The sequence below is a fragment of the uncultured Paracoccus sp. genome (genome assembly GCF_947487305.1).
In the GTDB taxonomy this organism is placed as follows: domain Bacteria; phylum Pseudomonadota; class Alphaproteobacteria; order Rhodobacterales; family Rhodobacteraceae; genus Paracoccus.
Genome location: NZ_CANKWH010000003.1, coordinates 1 through 18,063 on the forward strand (window position 1 = coordinate 1; position 18,063 = coordinate 18,063).

An 18,063-nucleotide genomic window follows, 5' to 3' on the forward strand; every position below is an offset into this window, starting at 1 on the left:
TTGGGGAAGGGTCACATGGGTCAAATCTCAATGGAAATTACGCGCCAACCCGGGTCAGTTCTGGGTGGAAATCAACACTCACGGTTGAGTCTCTCTCAGTTATCGACAAACGTCGGCAGCGAGTATGGACAGCGGTTATCTGCTTAACCCCTCAGGACGCATTTGACTGCTATACTGAATAGACCATGCCTTTTCAGACGTTAGCGGTACAAGTTCCACATAATCAATTTTGACCTTAGCACGGTTTGCCAGCGCGACGCCGGCGCAGCACCCCCCAAGCTTCCTAGTTCGAGGCGATTCCGCTGTTGTTGTCACCGCTCCCATGGCGCGCGGATGTAGCAAGTTTTGTAGCAAAACGTGTAGCAAAATGCTACGGTTTCATGGCCGATCAACTGGTAAAATATTGAAATCTAACAAATTAATGAAATGCAGTCTGGATAATTTGGTGGAGCCAAGGGGAGTCGAACCCCTGGCCTCATCATTGCGAACGATGCGCTCTACCAACTGAGCTATGGCCCCACAGCACGCGGTTCTAGCCTGCGCAGGCTGATTGTCAAGCCATGTCAGCCGGCGACGCGGGTGCAATCGAAGCTGTCGCCGGACTGGTGCGAGAACCAGGTCATGCTCCGATCGGTCACGTTCTGCAGCGACATGCGGTTGCCATTGGCCAGCGTGATCTGGGTCGCACCGCTGGCGGTGCGGAGGAATTCGGTGATCGCGATCGGCTCGTCCTCGTTCGAGGGCAGGTAGCCGTCGGGCAGGAAGGTCATCACCGTCACGCCGCAGTCCCAGCTGCCCATGAAGGCGAAATCGGCGGGGTAGGTGGGGCCGGGCGCGGGCGCGCAGGCGGCCAGCAGGGCGGCGAGAGGCAGAAGTGCAACGCAGCGAGGCATGGGGGCTCCTTTCGCGAGTCGGATGGCGGCGATGATACGCCGCAAGTCGCCGATCTCGAACGGAAATCAGCGCCGCCCGACTGCCGCCTCAGCAAAGCGGACCAGATCGGCGGCGGGGCGGGCGCCGGCCTCGCGGGCCAGTTCGCGGCCACCGCGGAAGAGGATGAAGGCAGGGATCCCGCGGATGGCCCAACGCTGGCTGGCGGCCGGTTCACGCTCGGTATCGATCTTCGCAAGGCGGACGCGACCTTTCAGCGTGAGTGCGGCCTTGTCGAACTCGGGCGCCATCTGCCGGCAAGGCCCGCACCAGGGCGCCCAGAAATCCACCAGCAGCGGCACCTGGTCGGTCTTCGCGGCCTTCTCGAGCGTCCTGGCATCGACGGCAACGGGCTTCCCCGGCATCAGTGCCACGCCGCAGGTGCCGCATTTGGGATCCTGGGCAAGCTTCTCGGCCGGCACGGCATTGGTCTGCCCACAATCGAGACAGGTCAGTTTCAGCTTCTCGGCCATGCGCGGGTTCCCCGGTTGTTGAAAGCGTTATCTGGGGGCTTGTGGCGGCGTTGCAAGGATTGGTGGGCGGTGGCGTTATTCCGGGATCGCGCTGGTCCCGCCGCGCACCACCAGATCAAAGCGCGGCAACCCGGCATGGGCCGAGGCCAGCGCGACAGCCTGACGCGCGGTGGCCCGGATCTCGGGCAGGATGCGGGTCAGCTGATGCCGCGCGTTCAGAAGATGGAGGTGCCAGATCGTCATGGAGCGGAGTTTCGCAGGTTCGGCGGAGGGGCGCCAGCGGGATCGGGCGGCGGGTCCTGGGCTTCGGCGGGGCGTTGCGCAACGGCGGCGTGCGGTGGGTGTTGCGTCGGAGGAGGGGTGAGGGGCGACAGGGCCAGCAAATACTGGGGATGGGGGTGCACAGGGCGTGCACAGGGGGTGCACGGAGGGTGCACTGGGATGGGGATTTGAGTTGATTGGGGACGGATCTCGTCCTAGGCCAGACAATCATGGCTTGCACAGTTGGATCCTCGGTTGGGGCCGAAGTAGGTGCTACTTGTTGTTAGTCGCGAGGCCACTTCGAACGAAGTATCCTCGTTGAGGTTTCACCTCAATTCACAGCGGGCGATTAAATATTGCTGAAAGCGATATTTTACTTGACGAGACAGCTGTACCGAGCCTAAAGCTGTAATTGTGATGAACCTTGCATATACAGAACCCGACGCAAACTGGGGCCAGAGGCCCTGTGAAGGTCTAGTGCCTTCGACTCACACCTGCGTCTCGGGGCGGGGGCTGGCCGCGCGCCGCACCCATCCGGGGTTGGGTGCGGCATGTAAGGGGTCAAACGCCGCTGATCTTGAACCTCATTCCTACGGGGGCCAGCGCTTGTGCTGGTCGGAACTGAGGAACTACTCTCATGTGCAAGAAGAACGTTCAGCACCAGCGGCGGCATCGCAAGCTACCTTCGAAGCGGCGATACGTCTATATCGCAATTCTGATTGGGCTCCGCATCTGGGACTTGATCAGCAGACATTGGGAGTGAATCCCAGTGCGATCGAGGACAGCGGCGGTGACCCCTTCACAGCCCTTTGGTGCGGAGATGTCTAGCCAGAAGAAGACTATGATCAGCGAGGCACTTAAGCTGGCTCGCCTGTATTGGGGCTACTCGCAGACTGAGATGTCGCAAGCGACCGGCATTTCGCAAGCGATGATTTCTGAGATTGAGCGCGGCACCAAAGCAGTTACGCTCGAAACATTGGATCGCTATAGTGAAGCGCTTGGTGTCAGGAAGTCGGATCTGTTGTTTTTCGCTGAGGAGATTGAGGGGCAGGCGCCGATTCGGAAGGGTCGCCTGATTATTGCTGAGAAGGCCCTGCGAATACTCAACAAGTTGAAGCCTGAGGAGAATCGCGGTGCAAAGGCTCCGTAGGTCCCGATCACTCGAACGGTATTCCCTCGATAGATCGCCATTCGCGCAGCGGCCGACCCAGCGTGATGTTGCCGAGCTCTTGCGAGAAACCAAGGATACTCTACAGAAGTTGGCGACCCCACGGTTCAAGGAGCAGTTCTTAGTTCGGAGAACAATTGAGTCAGGCGGGAAGAAACGAAATTTGGTTTATCCCGTAGCTCGCCTTCGTGCTGTACACGAGCGGCTCAGGTTTCAGCTCGCAAAGATATTTCAGCCGAGCTACTTGATGAGCCCGCGGGTCGGCAGAGCCCAGCGAGACAATTCTAAAGCGCATCTGAATTCTGCGGAATATCTGACCTTAGACCTCAAGCAGTTTTATCCTTCGACCACGCGTGCCATGATCCGCGAGTCTTTGATTGGGCAGTTTGGAATGGCCGCGGATGTGGCCGGCCTGATCGCACATCTTGCAACTGCCGATGACTGTGCCTGTTTTGGTTCGCCTCTCACGCCGGTCCTAGCGTCCTTAGTTCATCGACCCATGTTTGACGCTATCGCAGACCTCTGTATTGAATACGATCTCAGCTACACCGTTTGGGTGGACGATCTTACCATCTCCGGAGAATGTATCCCCGGAGAATTCCGATCCAAAATCCGACAAATTATCTCAAGGTACGGGCTGCGATCCCATAAACTTCGCTATAGGACAGGGAATCGTGTCGTTTTCATCACTGGTGTAGGCGTGGTGGGTTCGGTTCTAGTGGTGCCACGAAGTTTGGAAAAACGTAGCAAGGAACTGTGGGATGAACTCAAAGCATGCGAGTCCTTCGCTTCAATCGACGACGCTTCGACGCGCTTGTTAGCGCATCTTGGTGGAATACGATATGTTGTAGGTCGTGGATCCGCGAGATGGAAAAAGTTGTCCGATGAGATGAACTCGATCCGCCAGAAGCGAAGAAAGGCGTATCTCGCTAACGTGGCGCACCTTACAGCTGAGACAACCGGCTTACGATACCTTTCAGAGGAAGAAAAAGAAGCGCGAAAGGAAGAGATCGACGCGATCGCTTTCTAATACACCCAACGGCTCCCGGATCGCGTACACTCAATATGCCGTTTGAAATTGTGTGAACTACACCAAGTGCATCGAGTTAAGTGCGCTTTGCTTTTGGTGATCTAATAGATCATATTGCGGCTTGACGCTTGAGCGTCGGATTGTCAATTTCCGGTCGTAAGTTAACGCCGAACGGCCGTTCGATATAGTTGCGCCATAAAGGTGCTTGGCTCAACCGCCTCAGCGGCAGCCCGCGGTCGGCCGCTGGCCCTCGGGCGGGTGAGGGTGGTGACGCCGCTTTTTCACAGCTCTTACTGGAGCCGTATAGGTGCCTTGTACGGCCGCCTCCGCGACCCTCAGCGGTCGCAGGCTTGCCCTTGGTCGGGCGCAGGTGAGAGAGAAGCCCCCCTCACACCTCCGGCACCAGCACCTCGCGTTTCCCCACATGGTTGGCGCTGCTGACGACCCCCTGCTCCTCCATCTGCTCCACCAGCCTTGCGGCCTTGTTATAGCCGATGGCGAGTTTGCGCTGGATATAGCTGGTCGAGCATTTGCGGTCCTTGGCGACGATCATCACCGCCTGATCGTAGAGGGCATCGTCGCTGCCATCGCCGCCGAGGCCCAGAACGGCGTCGATATCCGAGGCGACCTCGTCTTCGGGGCCCTCGACCACGCCGGATTTGTAGCTCGGGGGGCCGAAGCTCTTGAGGTGGTTCACCACCTCCTCGACCTCCTCGTCGCTGACGAAGGGGCCGTGGATGCGGGTGATGCGGCTGCCGGTGCCCATGTAGAGCATGTCGCCCTGGCCCAGAAGCTGCTCGGCCCCCTGTTCGCCCAGGATGGTGCGGCTGTCGATCTTCGAGGTCACCTGGAAGCTGATCCGGGTGGGGAAGTTCGCCTTGATCGTGCCGGTGATGACATCGACCGAGGGGCGCTGCGTCGCCATGATGAGGTGGATGCCGCTGGCGCGGGCCATCTGTGCCAGGCGCTGGATGCAGGCCTCGATCTCCTTGCCTGCGACCATCATCAGGTCGGCCATCTCGTCGACGATGACGACGATATAGGGCAGGCTCTCGGGGGCGAATTCCTCGGTCTCGAAGACCGGCTCGCCGGTATCCTCGTCAAAGCCGGTCTGGACGGTGCGGCGGAACATCTCGTTCTTCGACAGCGCCTCGCGGACGCGGCCGTTATAGCCCTCGATGTTGCGCACGCCCATCTTGGACATCTTGCGATAGCGGTCCTCCATCTCGCTGACGACCCATTTCAGCGCGACGACGGCCTTCTTGGGGTCGGTCACGACCGGGGAGAGAAGGTGCGGGATGCCGTCATAGACCGACAGTTCCAGCATCTTCGGGTCGATCATGATCAGCCGGCATTCATCCGGCGTCAGCTTGTAGAGAAGCGACAGGATCATGGTGTTGATCGCCACCGACTTGCCCGAGCCGGTGGTGCCGGCGATCAGCAGGTGGGGCATCTTGGCGAGGTTCGCCACCACCGGATCGCCGCCGATATCCTTGCCGAGCGCCAAGGGCAGCGGGTGGCTGCCATCGCCGAAGGCGCGGGCCGAGAGGATCTCGCGCAGCACCACCTTTTCGCGGCGCTGGTTCGGCAGTTCGATACCGATGACGGTGCGGCCCGGAACGGTCGAGACGCGGGCCGAGAGCGCCGACATTGAGCGCGCGATGTCATCGGCCAGGCCGATCACCCGGCTGGCCTTCAGCCCCGGTGCGGGTTCCAACTCGTAAAGCGTGACCACCGGACCGGGCCGGACCTCGGTGATCTGGCCCTTGACGCCGTAATCGTCCAGCACGGCCTCGAGCATGCGGGCGTTTTCCTGCAGCGATTCCTGGCTCATCTGGTGCTGCGGGCTGGCCACCGCTGCGGTCAGCAGCGACAGCGGCGGGCGTTCATAGGCGCTGGTGGATTCGTCAAAGCGGAGCGCGGGTTGGGCCTCGGCCTGGGCCTGACGCGAGGGGGCAGGGGGCTTGGCCTTGGGCGGCATCACCACGCGGGCGGTCTCGGCGCCGAAGGGGCGGGCCTCGGCGGGTTCGATCTCGTCGATCTCGCGTTCGGGCTGGCTGCGGCCGCCGTCGCGGGCCAGCCGCGCGGCCACGGTCGCCAGCACCGAGGGGCGGTTGCCATGGGATTTGATGGCGTCGCTGATGCGGTGGTTGACCTCTTCGGCCGAGGGTGCCTCGCCGTCGTAATGGGCGCTGCGATCGACCAGTTCCGGCTCGGGCCAGTCCTCGGTCAGCTTCTCCATCGGCTCGGTTGCGGCGGGCTGGCCGCGCAGCCGGGCCATCAGGCCCATGCGCGCCTCGGTGAAGGTGGGCGCATCGGGAACAGCCGAAGCGCGCTGACGCTTCTCGGCCCGCTTCTCGCGCAGGCGTTGGGCGGTCTGGGATGACAAGACCGCACCGCGACCGGCCAGCCGCATGGCGCCGTCATAGGCCGTCACCAGCCCGATGACAAAGCGCCGCCACAGCTGGCGCAGCTCGGTCCGGTCGAAGCCGAGGACGAAGGCGGAAAAGGCCAGCGCACCGGCGGCGACCAGAAGAGCCGCGATCTTGATGCCGACATGCGGGCTGAAGGGCAGGATATTCAGGATCGCGCCCATCACCATGTCGCCGAAATGGCCGCCAAGGCCATAATTCTGCGCCCATTCGGCGGGCGGCACCATCGAGGTGGCGTAAATCGACCAGAGCGCCACGGCGATCGGCAGGAAGATCGCGCGCACGATTCGCTCTTCCCCCCGGTGCAGCATCAGGCGCAGGCCCCAGACCACCGCGCCGACGACCAGACCCCAGGCGCCATAACCGGCAATCATCATCAGCGGCGAGGCGATATAGGCGCCGAAGGTGCCCAGCAGGTTCTCGGCCGGCTGGTCGGTGGCCGAGAGGAAGCTCGGATCATCGGGGGACCAGCTCGACAGCATCATCGCGACGATGACGCCCAGCAGCACCAATCCGCCGCCCAGCAGTTCCTTGCCGCGCCGTTCCAGCGCTGCCTGCGTCGTCTGATCGAACAGCGGATCGCGGTGTTTCGCCTGCCAGCTTGCCATGATCCTTACCCTTCCCTACTCGTCCGCATCGTAAAGCACGGCCTTGAGCCGCGTCAGTGCGGTTTCTGTCTCGTCTGCTGGGCCGACCAGGGCCACCCGGATGAATCCTGCGCCGGGATTGCGACCCCCGACCTCGCGCGAAAGATAGGCACCGGGCAGGACCTGAATCCCGGCCTTTGCCCAAAGCGTCTTCGCCGCCGCCTCGCCATCCTCGACCGGCAGCCACAGGAAGAAGCCGCCAGCGGGGCCCTGATAGCCCGGCACATTGCCCAGAACCCGGTCGGCGATGGTGAATTTCTGCTGGTAGAGGCGCAGGCTCGCGGTCACATGCGCCTCGTCGCGCCAGGCCGCCTCGCTGATGCGCTGCGCCGGCAGCGGCAGGGGGGCACCGGCAAAGCTGCGCAGCTTGCGGATCTGGTCGATGTTCTCGGCACTGCCTGCGACGAAGCCCGAGCGCAGCCCGGGCAGGTTCGACCGCTTGCTGAGCGAGTTGAACATCACCACCCGGTCGGCATGACCCATGGCGGTGGCGACGGCCAGCGCGCCGGGGGGCGGCGTGTCGCGCCAGATCTCGGAATAGCATTCATCCGAGAAGATCAGGAAATCATGCCGCACCGCCAGCGTCACCAGTTCCTGCAGGTAATCGACCGAGGCGATGGCACCCTGCGGATTGGCCGGCGAGCAGATATAGGCGATGGCGGTGCGATCCAGCAGATCGCCGGGCAGGCCGGCATAGTCGGGCAGATCGCCGGTCTCGCGCGTGGCCGGGACATAGACCGGGTCGGCGTTCACGGCAGCCGCCGCGACCGTATAGACCTGATAGAAGGGGTTCGGCATCAGCACCGCCGGCCGCTCGCCATTCTTCCACTCGGGGCAGAGCGCCAGCGCGGCGTTGAACAGCCCCTCGCGCGTGCCGTTCAGCGCCATGATCCGCTCGGGCGCGACATGCAGCCCATAGCGGCGCTGGAGCCAGCCGGAGATGGCGTCCAAGAGGCCCGGCGTGCCCTCGTTGGTCGGATACTTGGCAAATTCGCCGATATGCTCGGCCATCACCGAGGCGACGAAATCGGGCATGGCATGGCGCGGCTCGCCAATGGTCATCACCATCGGCTCGCCGCCGGGCTGAATGCCCGACAGAAGCTTCCGCAGACGCGGAAACGCGTAATCCGGCAGGTTCGAGAACCGCTCGGGGATTGCCATACTGCCTCGCTTTCGGGATCTCATGTCCCGTTTTGCTGTCAGAGTAACGTGAAGCCCGGTTCCCGTCCAGCAAAAGGACGGCGGCAACAGGGGGTTGTGGCTTTTGGGTCGGGGTGCCGGGACCACCCCGTCAGGGCGCGGCAGGGCGCGCCGGGGGTCAGAGCCGCCCCAGCCGCTGCAGGATGCGGACCACGTCCGGGCCGATATGGTCATAAAAGGCATAAAGCCCGGCGCAGAGATAGTTCAGCCCCGGCTCGCCCGTGGCGGTCCGGATCAGCCGGTTCTTGGGACATTCGCCCCAGCAGAGCCGCAGATAGGCGCAATCACGGCATTTCTGCGGCAGGGTGGCGCTTTTCGCCCGGCCGAAATCCTGCTGCGGTTTGGAAAAGGCCAGCTCGGCCAGATGGGTCTGATTGATATTGCCGATGCGATAGTCGGAATAGACGAAATGGTCGCAGGAATAGACCTCGCCGTCATGCTCGACCGCCAGTGCCTTGCCGCAGAACTCGCTTTGCGTGCACATCTGCGCCGGCTGGCCGGCGGCCTGCGCCACGGCGGTCTCGAACAGGTTCACATGGACACGCCCGATATCGGTGGCGAACCATTCATCCCAGACCGCCGACAGGAAGGCGCCGTAATCCACCGGATCGACCGACCAGTCGGTGACGATCGAGTCCGGCAGACCGGGGCGGGCGCGTGGCTCGTCCTCGCGCGGCTGGTCGCGGGTCAGGGCGGGGGCGTCGGTCTGGAACTGGCGCGGCTCGACGGCGGGGGTGAACTGGATGCGCCATGTGCCCAGCTCGTCGGCGAGGAAGCGATAGACCGCGCGCGGTTCCAGCGCATTCTCGCGGTTCACCACGCAGAGCGCGGCAAAGGGAATCTTGGCCTCGCGCAACAGCTTGGCGGCGGCCATGACCAGATCGAAGGTCGGCTTGCCGTTCTTGGTGACGCGGAAGCGGTCATGAAGATGGCGCGGGCCGTCGATCGACAGGCCGACATGGAAGCCATGGGCCTTCAGGAAGGTGATCCAGCGTGCGTCGAGCAGCAGGCCATTGGTCTGCAGGTCATTTTCGATCCGCTGGCCGGGCTTGCGATATTTCGCCTGCAGCACCACGACCTTCTGGAAGAAGGGCAGGCCCATCAGCGTCGGCTCTCCACCCTGCCACGAGAAGATCACCTCCTCGCCGGTCTGGCCCTCGATATATTGCCGGATGTGCTGCTCGAGCACCTCGTCGGACATCCGCGAATGCGCGGGGTGATGCAACAGCCCCGACTTGTGCAGGTAGAAGCAATAGGTGCAGTCGATATTGCACTCGGCCCCCGAGGGTTTGACCATCGCGTGAAAGCGGTAGGTCCGGCCCTGGATGAGCCGGTCCCTGTCAAGCACGGGTGCGGGCATGGTCATGTCCTGTATCGGGTGAGGCGGGCGCCCCCGCGAAGGGGCACCCCATTGGGTCAGTTCGCGCCGGAGCCGACCTGATTCATGATCTTCGAGAGATCGAAGGACGGTGCGACCTGCACGGGCGGGTGTTCGATCAGCGTTTGCACATGCGCGGCCAGAAGGTCCTGGATCGGCCCCATCAGCCACTGCTTGCGCTCGTTGCCATAGGTCAGATCGGTCACGGTATCGAAGCTTTCATAGGGGTCGAAGTGCAGGTTCATCACCATCGGGAACTTCAGCTGCTTCCAGGCGTCATAGAAGCCTTCCGAGGTGGCGAAGTGCATCTTCCACTTGCCAAGCCGTACGGCCCGCACGTCGTTGCCTTCATAATAAATGAAATCGTTGCGGTTCGACTTGTCGGAGATGCCTTTCCACCAGTCGAGGTTGTTCACCCCGTCGATGATCTGGTTCTTCTCGGCCAGTACATCTGCCGCGACATCCTTGACGCCTGCCGCCGCTGCCAGCGTGGTGAAGACATCCATATTGGTCTGGATGCCCTGCATCACCCGACCACCCGGAATTTGGCCGGGCCACCAGGCGATGAATGGCACCCGGACGCCCCCTTCATAGGTGGTCATCTTCTCTCCGCGGAATGGCGTCGTGCCGCCATGGACACGGGCGCCATGCGAGGGTCCGTTATCGGTCGACCAGATGACGATGGTGTTGTCCAGTTCGCCCATCGCCTTGAGTTTCTCGAGCAGGTCGCCGACCTGCATGTCATGCTCGATCATGCCCGAGCCGTAGACGTCATCCTCCATCGTGGCTTCCTGCGCCAGATAGCGGTTCTCATCGGTAAGATGCTGGAACAGGTGCATCCGGCTGGGGTTCAGCCAGACGAACCAGGGCTTGTCGGCCTCTTTCGCGCGCGCAACGAAATCGAGACTCGCATCGATGAAGTTTGCATCGATCGTCTTCATCCGCTCGATGGTCAGCGGGCCGGTATCCTCGATGCGCTGCTTGCCGACCTTGCCGAAACGCGGGTCGACAGTTTGGTCATCAACATCGGTCGCCCAGCTGTGCAGCACGCCGCGCGGCCCGTATTTGGCCTTGAATTCGGGGTCCTGGGGATAGTCGCGCTGCTCGGGCGTTTCTTCGGCATTCAGGTGATAGAGATTGCCGAAGAATTCGTCGAAGCCGTGCACCGTGGGCAGCGAGCTGTTGCTGTCGCCCAGATGGTTCTTGCCGAACTGGCCAGTGGCATAGCCCTGGCCTTTCAAAACCTCGGCCAGGGTCGGGGATTCGGCCTTCAACCCCAAGGGCGAGCCGGGCAGACCGACCGAGGTCATGCCCGAGCGGATCGGGTATTGCCCGGTGATCAGCGCCGCGCGCCCTGCGGTCGAGGAGGGCTGGGAATAATGTTCGGTGAACATGATGCCTTCGCGCGCCAGCCGGTCGATATTGGGTGTGGTGTATCCCATCACGCCCTGACCGTAGGCGCTGACATTGGTCCAGCCCACATCATCGGGATAGATAATGAGGATATTGGGTTTGCTGGCTGCGTCTGACTGCGTGGCTTCACCCGTGGCCGCAGGCTCGGGTGTCGTCTGTGCAAGGGCCGGACCGGCAAGCATCGTGGCCAGCGCCAGGCTTGAGGTCGCAAGGACGGTCCGGATCGACGTTGGGGGTCTGAAAGACTGAGACATGGCTTTCCCTTTGAATGTAAACGCCAGCTCGGGGGGCCACGCGCATGATATCATGCTTAACCATGATCTGTGAAAGGCCCGGGGGGTGTGACCAATTGGCGCACAACCACAGGGAGGTGCGTCCGGGAGGGCGCGCGCACCGTCCAGATCGGGAAATTTCTCTTAATATTTAAAGGCGTTCGGCCCGCGATCCGGGCCGAACTCAGGGTCAGCCGAGCGCGGACTCGATCGCGGCGGCGACCCGCATCAGTCGCCGGTCGCCATCGGTCGCGCCCATGGCCATCAGTCCGCAACCGGGTTGGCCGGTGGGGATGGTGGCGGCGGGCAGGCCCATCAGGTTGCCAACGCGGGTATTGCGCAGCGTCAGCAGGTTCGCCTTGACGAAATAGTCGGTATCGGTCGCCAGCCGTTCGGCATCGGGCGGCAGGATCGGCACGGTGGGCAGGATCACCGCGTCATAGCCTGCCATCTCGGCCGCCCATTCCCGGCGATAGCGCACCAGCGATTCCCATGCGGCGACGAAATCGGGGGCGCGGACCTCCTTGCCGCCCCGAAAGCGTTCGAGGATAGGCGGATGCATCGCCTCGGGCGCGGCCTCGATCTGGTCGCGCCAGATGCCATAGGCCTCGGGCGCGAAAAGCAGCGGCGACAGCGCCATGGCCTTGGGCAGAAAGCCCGGTGCCGTGCGCGAGATGATGGCACCCGCAGCGGCGAGGCGGTTCACTGCGTCCTCGAAGGCCAGAACCGGGGCTTCCTGCGCCTCCTCGAAGGGCACGCCGTCCAGCACCATCAGCCGCAAGCCCGCGACCGAGGCACCGGCGAGATCGACCGGCTGATCGCCGCGCAGCGCCGCCAACAGGAAGGCGCAATCCTCGACCGTGCGGGCCAAGGGGCCGACCACGTCGAACTTGCGCGCCAGGGGCACCACGCCGCGGCTGTCGGTGCCGCCATGGCTGGGCTTGAAGCCCACGAGCCCGTTCCACGCCGCCGGCACCCGGATCGAGCCGCCGGTGTCGGAACCGATCGCCGCCGCCGCCAGACCCATCGCCACCGACACTGCCGCCCCGCTGGACGAGCCGCCGGGCGCCAGCGCAGCGTCGAGCGCATTGGGCGGCGTCGCCGTCATCGGGTTCAGGCCAAGGCCGGAAAAGGCCAGTTCGGTCATATGGGTCTTGCCGAGGCAGACGGTGCCCGCCGCCGTGGCGTTGGCCAGCGTCGCGGCGTCCTGCGCCGGGATCCGGCCTTCCAGCAGCCGCGAGCCCGCCTCGGTGGCGATGCCGGCGCTGTCGATATTGTCCTTCCAGCTGATCGCCACCCCGTCCAGCAGGGAACGGCGCATCCCGGCCTTGTTGCGGTCATGGGCGGCAATGGCCTCGACCTTGGCGCGGGCAGGGGTCACGCGGGCATAGATGCGCTTGGCAAAGGGATTGGCCTCGATCGCGGCCAGATAGGCCTCGGTCTGGTCGACCGGGTCCAGAAGCCCGGCCATGATCGCCCGGCCCTGCTCGGCCGCCGACGCCCTGAGCCAGTCCATCAGAAATCCACCGCCAAACCGTTCTTCTCGTAATCGCCAAAGCGCACCGGCTCGGCCCCGTCGCGGCCGCCATATTCCTTGGGCAGCGGCGGCAGCGCCTCGGCCTTCTTGCGGCGCTCGGCGGCTTCGGCAAGGGCACGCTGCGCTGCGGGGGGAAGGTCAGCGGGGATATCCTGCTTGTCGGTCATGGTCTTGGACCTCTAATGCGCCTATGTGTCTCACTTCGGTTTAGGCGAAGGAAGCGGCTTTGGCAAAGGTTCAGGCTCGGGGGGTTCAGGATCGGGCAGTTCAGGATGGCGCGCGCAAGGGTGCGCTGGCGCTGCTGGCGGGTCTGCGCGAGGGGCGGTCACTTGGCGATCAGGCCGGGCGGCTGAACCACCTTCCGCATGGCGACCGGGCGCGGGCGCAGCGGCTGGTACTGGCCGCCCTGCGCCACCGGGATCGCGCCGACCTGGTGCTGGGCCGGTTCCTGCAGCGCAAGCCCAAGCCCGAGGTGGCTGACCTGCTGCGTCTGGCGACGGTCGAACTGCTGGAACTGGGCGAGGCGCCGCATGGCGTGGTGAATGCCGCCGTCGGGCTGGTGCGCGGCATGGGCAAGAAGGGCGCGGCGGCCTCGGGCATGGTGAACGCGGTTCTGCGAAAGGTAGCCGAGGTCACGGACTGGGCCAACCTGCCGGTGCAGCCCCTGCCCAATTGGCTGCGGAAGGCGCTGGTCGCCGCCTATGGCCGCGAGGCGGTTGCGGCGATGGAGGCGGCGCATCAGGCCGGCGCGCCGCTGGACCTGACGCTGAAGCCGGGCGCTGCAGCGCCCGAGGGCGATCTGCTGCCGACCGGCTCGGTCCGGCTGGTTGGTACGCCGCAGCTTTCCGCGCTGCCGGGATATGAGGCGGGCGACTGGTGGGTGCAGGATGCCGCCGCCGCGCTGGCCGCGAAGCTGCTGAACGCGCAGCCGGGCGAGACGGTCGTGGACCTTTGCGCCGCGCCGGGCGGCAAGACGCTGCAAATGGCCGCCGCCGGGGCCAAGGTCACGGCGGTCGACATCTCGGATCAGCGCATGGCGCGGGTGGCCGAGAACCTCGCCCGTTGCGATCTCACGGCCGAATTGGTGGTGGCCGATGCGCTGGCATGGACCCCGGCCAGCCCGCCCGATGCGGTGCTGCTGGATGCGCCCTGTTCCGCCACCGGCACGATTCGCCGCCATCCCGACCTGCCGCTGTTGCGCGATGGCGCGGGGCTGGCCGAGATCACCGCGCTGCAATCGGCGCTGATCGACCATGCGTTCGCCATGCTGCCCACAGGCGGCCGGCTGGTCTTTGCCACCTGCTCGCTGCTGTCCGAAGAGGGCGAGGCGCAGCTGACTGCCGCGCTGGCGCGTCACCCGGACTTGCAGGTGATCCGCCCCGAGATGCCCGGCATCGATCCCGCCTGGATCACGCCCGAGGGTGGTTTGAGGCTGCGCCCGGACTATTGGCCGGATCGCGGCGGCATGGACGGGTTCTTCATCGCCGCCCTGCGGAAAACCGCCTGAGCGCTGGACGCGGCGCCGCCACGGGGGTAACTGACCCGCAAACCACGCCCGAGGACCCAGATGACCGACCTGATCCCGCTGCGCCGCGCGCTGATTTCCGTTTCCGACAAGACCGGGCTGATCGACTTCGCCCGCAGGCTGGATGCGCGGGGGATCGAGATCCTCTCGACCGGCGGCACCGCCAAGGCGCTGCGCGAGGCCGGGCTGACCGTGGTGGACGTGGCCGATGTGACCGGCTTTCCCGAGATGATGGACGGGCGCGTCAAGACGCTGCACCCGGCGGTGCATGGCGGGCTTCTGGCGCTGCGCGACAATGACGAGCATCTGGCCGCGATGGAGGCTCATGGGATCGGGCCGATCGATCTTCTGGTGGTGAACCTCTACCCGTTCGAGGAGACGGTGGCCAAGGGCGCCGGTTACGACGAGTGCATCGAGAATATCGATATCGGCGGGCCGGCGATGATCCGGGCGGCGGCCAAGAACCATGCCTTCGTCAATGTCATCGTCGATGTGCAGGATTACGACGCGCTTCTGGCCGAGATGGATGCGAATGACGACCGCTGCTCGCTGGCCTTCCGCAAGCGGCTGGCGCAGACCGCTTATGCCCGCACCGCGGCCTATGATGCGGCGGTGTCCAACTGGATGGCCGGGGCCATCGGCGAGGAGACCCCGCGCCGCCGTGCCTTTGCCGGGACCTTGGCGCAGGGCCTGCGTTACGGCGAGAACCCGCATCAGGCGGCGGCCTTCTATGTCACCGGCGAGGCGCGGCCGGGCGTTGCCACCGCGCGTCAGTGGCAGGGCAAGGAACTGAGCTATAACAACATCAACGACATCGACGCGGCTTTCGAGCTGGTGGCCGAGTTCGACCCGGCTGAAGGCTCGGCCTGCGCCATCATCAAGCACGCCAATCCCTGCGGCGTGGCGCAGGGTGGTTCTGCGCTGGACGCCTACAAGCGCGCCTATGACTGCGACCGGACCTCGGCCTTTGGCGGGATTGTGGCGCTGAACCAGGTGCTCGACGGAGCGACGGCGGAAGAGATCGTGAAGATATTTACCGAGGTGGTCATTGCGCCGGATGCCGACGAGAATGCCAAGGCGATTTTCGCCGGCAAGAAGAACCTGCGGCTGCTGACCACCGGCGGGCTGCCCGACCCGATGGCCGCAGGGCTGAGCTTCCGGCAGGTGGCCGGCGGGTTCCTGGCCCAGGGGCGCGACAACGGCCATGTGGCGTGCGAGGCGCTGAAGATTGTCAGCAAGCGCCAGCCGTCCGAGGCCGAACTGGCCGATCTGATGTTCGCCTGGACCGTCGCCAAGCATGTGAAATCCAATGCCATCGTCTATGCCAAGGATCTGGCGACCGTGGGCATCGGTGCGGGGCAGATGAGCCGCGTCGACAGCACCCGCATCGGCCGCCGAAAATCCGAGGACATGGCCGAGGTGCTGGCCCTGCCGCTGCCGCTGACCGTGGGTTCTGCCGTCGCCTCGGATGCGTTCTTCCCCTTTGCCGACGGGATCGAAGCTCTGGCCGAGGCCGGCGCCAAGGCGGTGATCCAGCCCGGCGGTTCGATGCGCGATGCCGAGGTGATCGAGGCCGCCGACCGTCTGGGTCTGGCCATGGTCTTTACCGGCCAGCGGCATTTCCGGCACTGATCCATGACCGAGAACAGCGCCCCGCCGCCGCTGCGGAAAAAACCCGCCGCCGCCAAGCCCAAGCCACGCGCGCCGAAGATCGAGCCGCGGCCCGATCCCGCGTTGACCGGCTCGATGCGTCTGGTCGCCTGGGTTGCGGGGGCGATCATCCTGCTGGACCAGGTGCTGAAATACTGGGTCGTGCATGTGCTGGAGCTGGACCGGGTGCGGGCCATCGACCTTTTGCCGCCTTGGCTCAACCTGCGCATGGCCTGGAACGAGGGGGTGAATTTCGGCCTTCTCTCCAGCGAGAGGGATTTCATGCGCTGGGTGCTGATCGCCGTGGCGGTGGTCATCTGCCTCTGGGTCTGGTTCTGGCTGAAGCGCAGCGCGCAGGGGCGGATCGCCAAGATTGCCGGGGGCCTGCTGATCGGCGGGGCCATCGGCAATGTGATCGACCGGATCTATTTCGGCGCGGTGGCGGATTTCCTGAACATGTCGCTGCCGGGCTGGGAGAATCCCTACAGCTTCAACGTGGCCGATATCGCGATCTTCGCCGGCGCCATCGGACTGATCCTGATGCCGTCCAAGGACAAGGCCGGGACGCCGGGCGACAAGACCCGTGACGAGCCTCGGAATTCACGCTAGAACGGGCCGAAAGAGACAGAGGGCAGGCACAGTATGCGGGCATTCGCGCTGACATTGACGATCACGGCCGGGCTTGGACTGGCCGCTTGCAGCAACGATCCGCGGCTGATGAACCTGAAATCCGGTCAGGACGGGCCGGACGAGTTTGCCATCCTGCCGACGAAACCCCTGTCCATGCCGCCCGATCTGGCGCTGCTGCCGACGCCGACGCCGGGTGGCGGCAACATCACCGATCCGACGCCCTTCGGCGATGCGGTGGGCGCGCTTGGCGGCAACCCGGCGCGGCTGGCCAATAACGGTGTCGGCGCCGCCGATGGCGGGCTGGTTTCCTATGCCTCGCGTTACGGGGTGCAGCCGAACATCCGTGGCGAGTTGGCACAGGCCGATGTCGAGTGGCGCTCGAACCATTCGCGCAAGCTGTTGGAGCGGCTGGCCCAGACCAGCGTCTACATGCGGGCCTATCGCCCGATGACGCTCGACTCGGATGCCGAGTTGCTGCGTTGGCGGCGGGCCGGGGCGCAGACCCCCAGCGCACCGCCGCCGCCTGCGGACGAATAAGACTGTCCGATCAGGGCCGGGTCGCCGCCCCCCAGGGATAGCGACCGACCTTGATGGTCTTGACCGGGTTGCGGCTGGCCACGTCGATCACCGTCACATCGCCCGAAACGCCGTTGGTGGTGAAGAGCTGGCTCATGTCCGGTGAAAACGCCATGTGCCAGACGCGGCGGCCGACCAGCACATAATCCTCGACCTCGAGAGTCTTCATGTTGACCACGGCGACATGGTTTGCCGGACCCAGGGCGACCCAGGCATATTCCCCCTTCTCGTCGAACTCGAAGCCGACCGGCTGGATCTTGTCGGGGTGGATGTTCGGTATGTCGAAGCGCACCTTGCCCAACTCGGCCTGGGACCTGGCGTCGAAGACGGTGATGGTGCCGCCGATCTCGGAACTGACCCACAGCTGACCGCCGTCATGGGTGAACTCGGCATGGCGCGGGCGGCTATCGACCAGGGTATTGGCAAAAAGCTGCTGCGTCCCGGTATCGATCCAATGCGCCATATTGGTGGTTTCCGAGGTGGTGATGGCGATGTTGCCGTCGGGGCTGACCGCCATGCCCTCGGGCTCGATCCCTACATTGATCTGTGCCACGACCTTCTGCGTCTCGGTATCGACAACCGTGGTGATCGCGTCATCTTCGTTGGCGATGTACAGGTGCTTGTCGTCGGGATGCAAAACGAATTGCTCGGGGTCCTCGCCCGAGGGCAGGTCATGCAGGATCTCGCCCGTCTCCGGATCCATAACCTGAACCGTGTCGCTGTCCGAGGCGCAGATATAGACGACACTGTAATCCTTGCTGAAGGTGATGCCGCGCGGACGCTCTCCGGTCGGGATGGTGCGCGTCACCTCCAGCGTCGCCACATCGATGACGCTGATGGTGTTGTCTTTTTCATTGGTGATCCAGATCTCGGCGGCATGGGCCATCGAGGCGGCGGAAAGGGCGGCCAGAAGCGGGGCGGAAAGGGCAAGACAGCGCATG

General features: G+C 64.3%; 16 protein-coding genes and 1 tRNA gene. 6 read left to right on the forward strand and 11 right to left on the reverse strand.

Annotated features, from left to right (window positions below; genetic code table 11):
• Window positions 1–443: 443 nt before the first annotated feature.
• From Q1A36_RS04730 to Q1A36_RS04745, 4 genes are all read right to left on the reverse strand, one after another.
• A tRNA-Ala gene (locus Q1A36_RS04730) sits at window positions 444–519 on the reverse strand.
• A 44-nt stretch (window positions 520–563) separates the two neighbouring features.
• Window positions 564–893 carry a hypothetical protein gene (locus tag Q1A36_RS04735; protein ID WP_299840510.1) on the reverse strand — a complete coding sequence of 110 codons (330 nt, stop codon included), beginning with the start codon at window positions 891–893 and terminating at the stop codon, window positions 564–566.
• A gap of 66 nt (window positions 894–959) precedes the next feature.
• Entirely contained in the window at window positions 960–1,403 is a 444-nt protein-coding gene (locus Q1A36_RS04740; RefSeq protein WP_299840513.1) for a thioredoxin domain-containing protein, read from the reverse strand.
• Window positions 1,404–1,478: 75 nt separating this feature from the next.
• A complete protein-coding gene (locus Q1A36_RS04745; RefSeq protein WP_299840516.1) occupies window positions 1,479–1,646 on the reverse strand; it encodes a hypothetical protein in 168 nt (55 codons plus the stop codon).
• Between the two features lie 859 nt (window positions 1,647–2,505).
• Here Q1A36_RS04745 and Q1A36_RS04750 point away from each other — a divergent pair.
• Window positions 2,506–2,814 (forward strand): helix-turn-helix transcriptional regulator, encoded by a 309-nt coding sequence (locus Q1A36_RS04750; protein WP_299840519.1) that lies wholly within the window; start codon window positions 2,506–2,508, stop codon window positions 2,812–2,814.
• A 265-nt stretch (window positions 2,815–3,079) separates the two neighbouring features.
• Window positions 3,080–3,862, forward strand: a complete 783-nt coding sequence (locus tag Q1A36_RS04755; protein WP_299840522.1) for a hypothetical protein — start codon at window positions 3,080–3,082, stop codon at window positions 3,860–3,862.
• Window positions 3,863–4,250: 388 nt separating this feature from the next.
• Here Q1A36_RS04755 and Q1A36_RS04760 read toward each other — a convergent pair whose 3' ends face one another.
• The 6 genes from Q1A36_RS04760 to Q1A36_RS04785 all read right to left on the reverse strand — a co-directional run bounded on the left by Q1A36_RS04760 (window position 4,251) and on the right by Q1A36_RS04785 (window position 12,908).
• Complete coding sequence (locus Q1A36_RS04760; protein WP_299840525.1) at window positions 4,251–6,902, reverse strand: DNA translocase FtsK; 2,652 nt, start codon at window positions 6,900–6,902, stop codon at window positions 4,251–4,253.
• Window positions 6,903–6,917: 15 nt separating this feature from the next.
• Window positions 6,918–8,102 (reverse strand): aminotransferase class I/II-fold pyridoxal phosphate-dependent enzyme, encoded by a 1,185-nt coding sequence (locus Q1A36_RS04765; protein ID WP_299840528.1) that lies wholly within the window; start codon window positions 8,100–8,102, stop codon window positions 6,918–6,920.
• 157 nt (window positions 8,103–8,259) lie between these two features.
• Complete coding sequence (locus Q1A36_RS04770; protein WP_299840531.1) at window positions 8,260–9,501, reverse strand: anaerobic sulfatase maturase; 1,242 nt, start codon at window positions 9,499–9,501, stop codon at window positions 8,260–8,262.
• A 56-nt stretch (window positions 9,502–9,557) separates the two neighbouring features.
• On the reverse strand, window positions 9,558–11,186 hold the full coding sequence (locus Q1A36_RS04775) for an arylsulfatase (RefSeq protein ID WP_299840534.1): 1,629 nt from the start codon (window positions 11,184–11,186) through the stop codon (window positions 9,558–9,560).
• Between the two features lie 208 nt (window positions 11,187–11,394).
• A complete protein-coding gene (locus Q1A36_RS04780; protein ID WP_299840537.1) occupies window positions 11,395–12,720 on the reverse strand; it encodes an amidase family protein in 1,326 nt (441 codons plus the stop codon).
• Window positions 12,720–12,908, reverse strand: a complete 189-nt coding sequence (locus tag Q1A36_RS04785) for a DUF1674 domain-containing protein (protein ID WP_299840540.1) — start codon at window positions 12,906–12,908, stop codon at window positions 12,720–12,722. Before Q1A36_RS04785 ends, Q1A36_RS04780 begins: the two co-directional genes overlap by 1 nt.
• Before the next feature lie 59 nt (window positions 12,909–12,967).
• On the opposite strand from Q1A36_RS04785, the gene Q1A36_RS04790 reads away from it, so the two are divergent.
• From Q1A36_RS04790 to Q1A36_RS04805, 4 genes are read left to right on the forward strand one after another with little or no spacing between them, the layout of a single operon-like run.
• Window positions 12,968–14,248: a transcription antitermination factor NusB gene (locus tag Q1A36_RS04790; protein WP_299840542.1), complete on the forward strand. Its 1,281-nt coding sequence runs from the start codon at window positions 12,968–12,970 to the stop codon at window positions 14,246–14,248.
• Window positions 14,249–14,308: 60 nt separating this feature from the next.
• Entirely contained in the window at window positions 14,309–15,898 is a 1,590-nt protein-coding gene (purH, locus tag Q1A36_RS04795) for a bifunctional phosphoribosylaminoimidazolecarboxamide formyltransferase/IMP cyclohydrolase (protein ID WP_299840545.1), read from the forward strand.
• 3 nt (window positions 15,899–15,901) lie between these two features.
• A complete protein-coding gene (gene lspA, locus Q1A36_RS04800; RefSeq protein WP_366141545.1) occupies window positions 15,902–16,525 on the forward strand; it encodes a signal peptidase II in 624 nt (207 codons plus the stop codon).
• A gap of 33 nt (window positions 16,526–16,558) precedes the next feature.
• A complete protein-coding gene (locus tag Q1A36_RS04805) occupies window positions 16,559–17,083 on the forward strand; it encodes a DUF3035 domain-containing protein (protein ID WP_299840548.1) in 525 nt (174 codons plus the stop codon).
• A gap of 10 nt (window positions 17,084–17,093) precedes the next feature.
• On the opposite strand, the gene Q1A36_RS04810 is transcribed toward Q1A36_RS04805, so the two are convergent.
• Window positions 17,094–18,062, reverse strand: a complete 969-nt coding sequence (locus Q1A36_RS04810; RefSeq protein ID WP_366141546.1) for a YVTN family beta-propeller repeat protein — start codon at window positions 18,060–18,062, stop codon at window positions 17,094–17,096.
• Window position 18,063 lies beyond the last annotated feature (1 nt).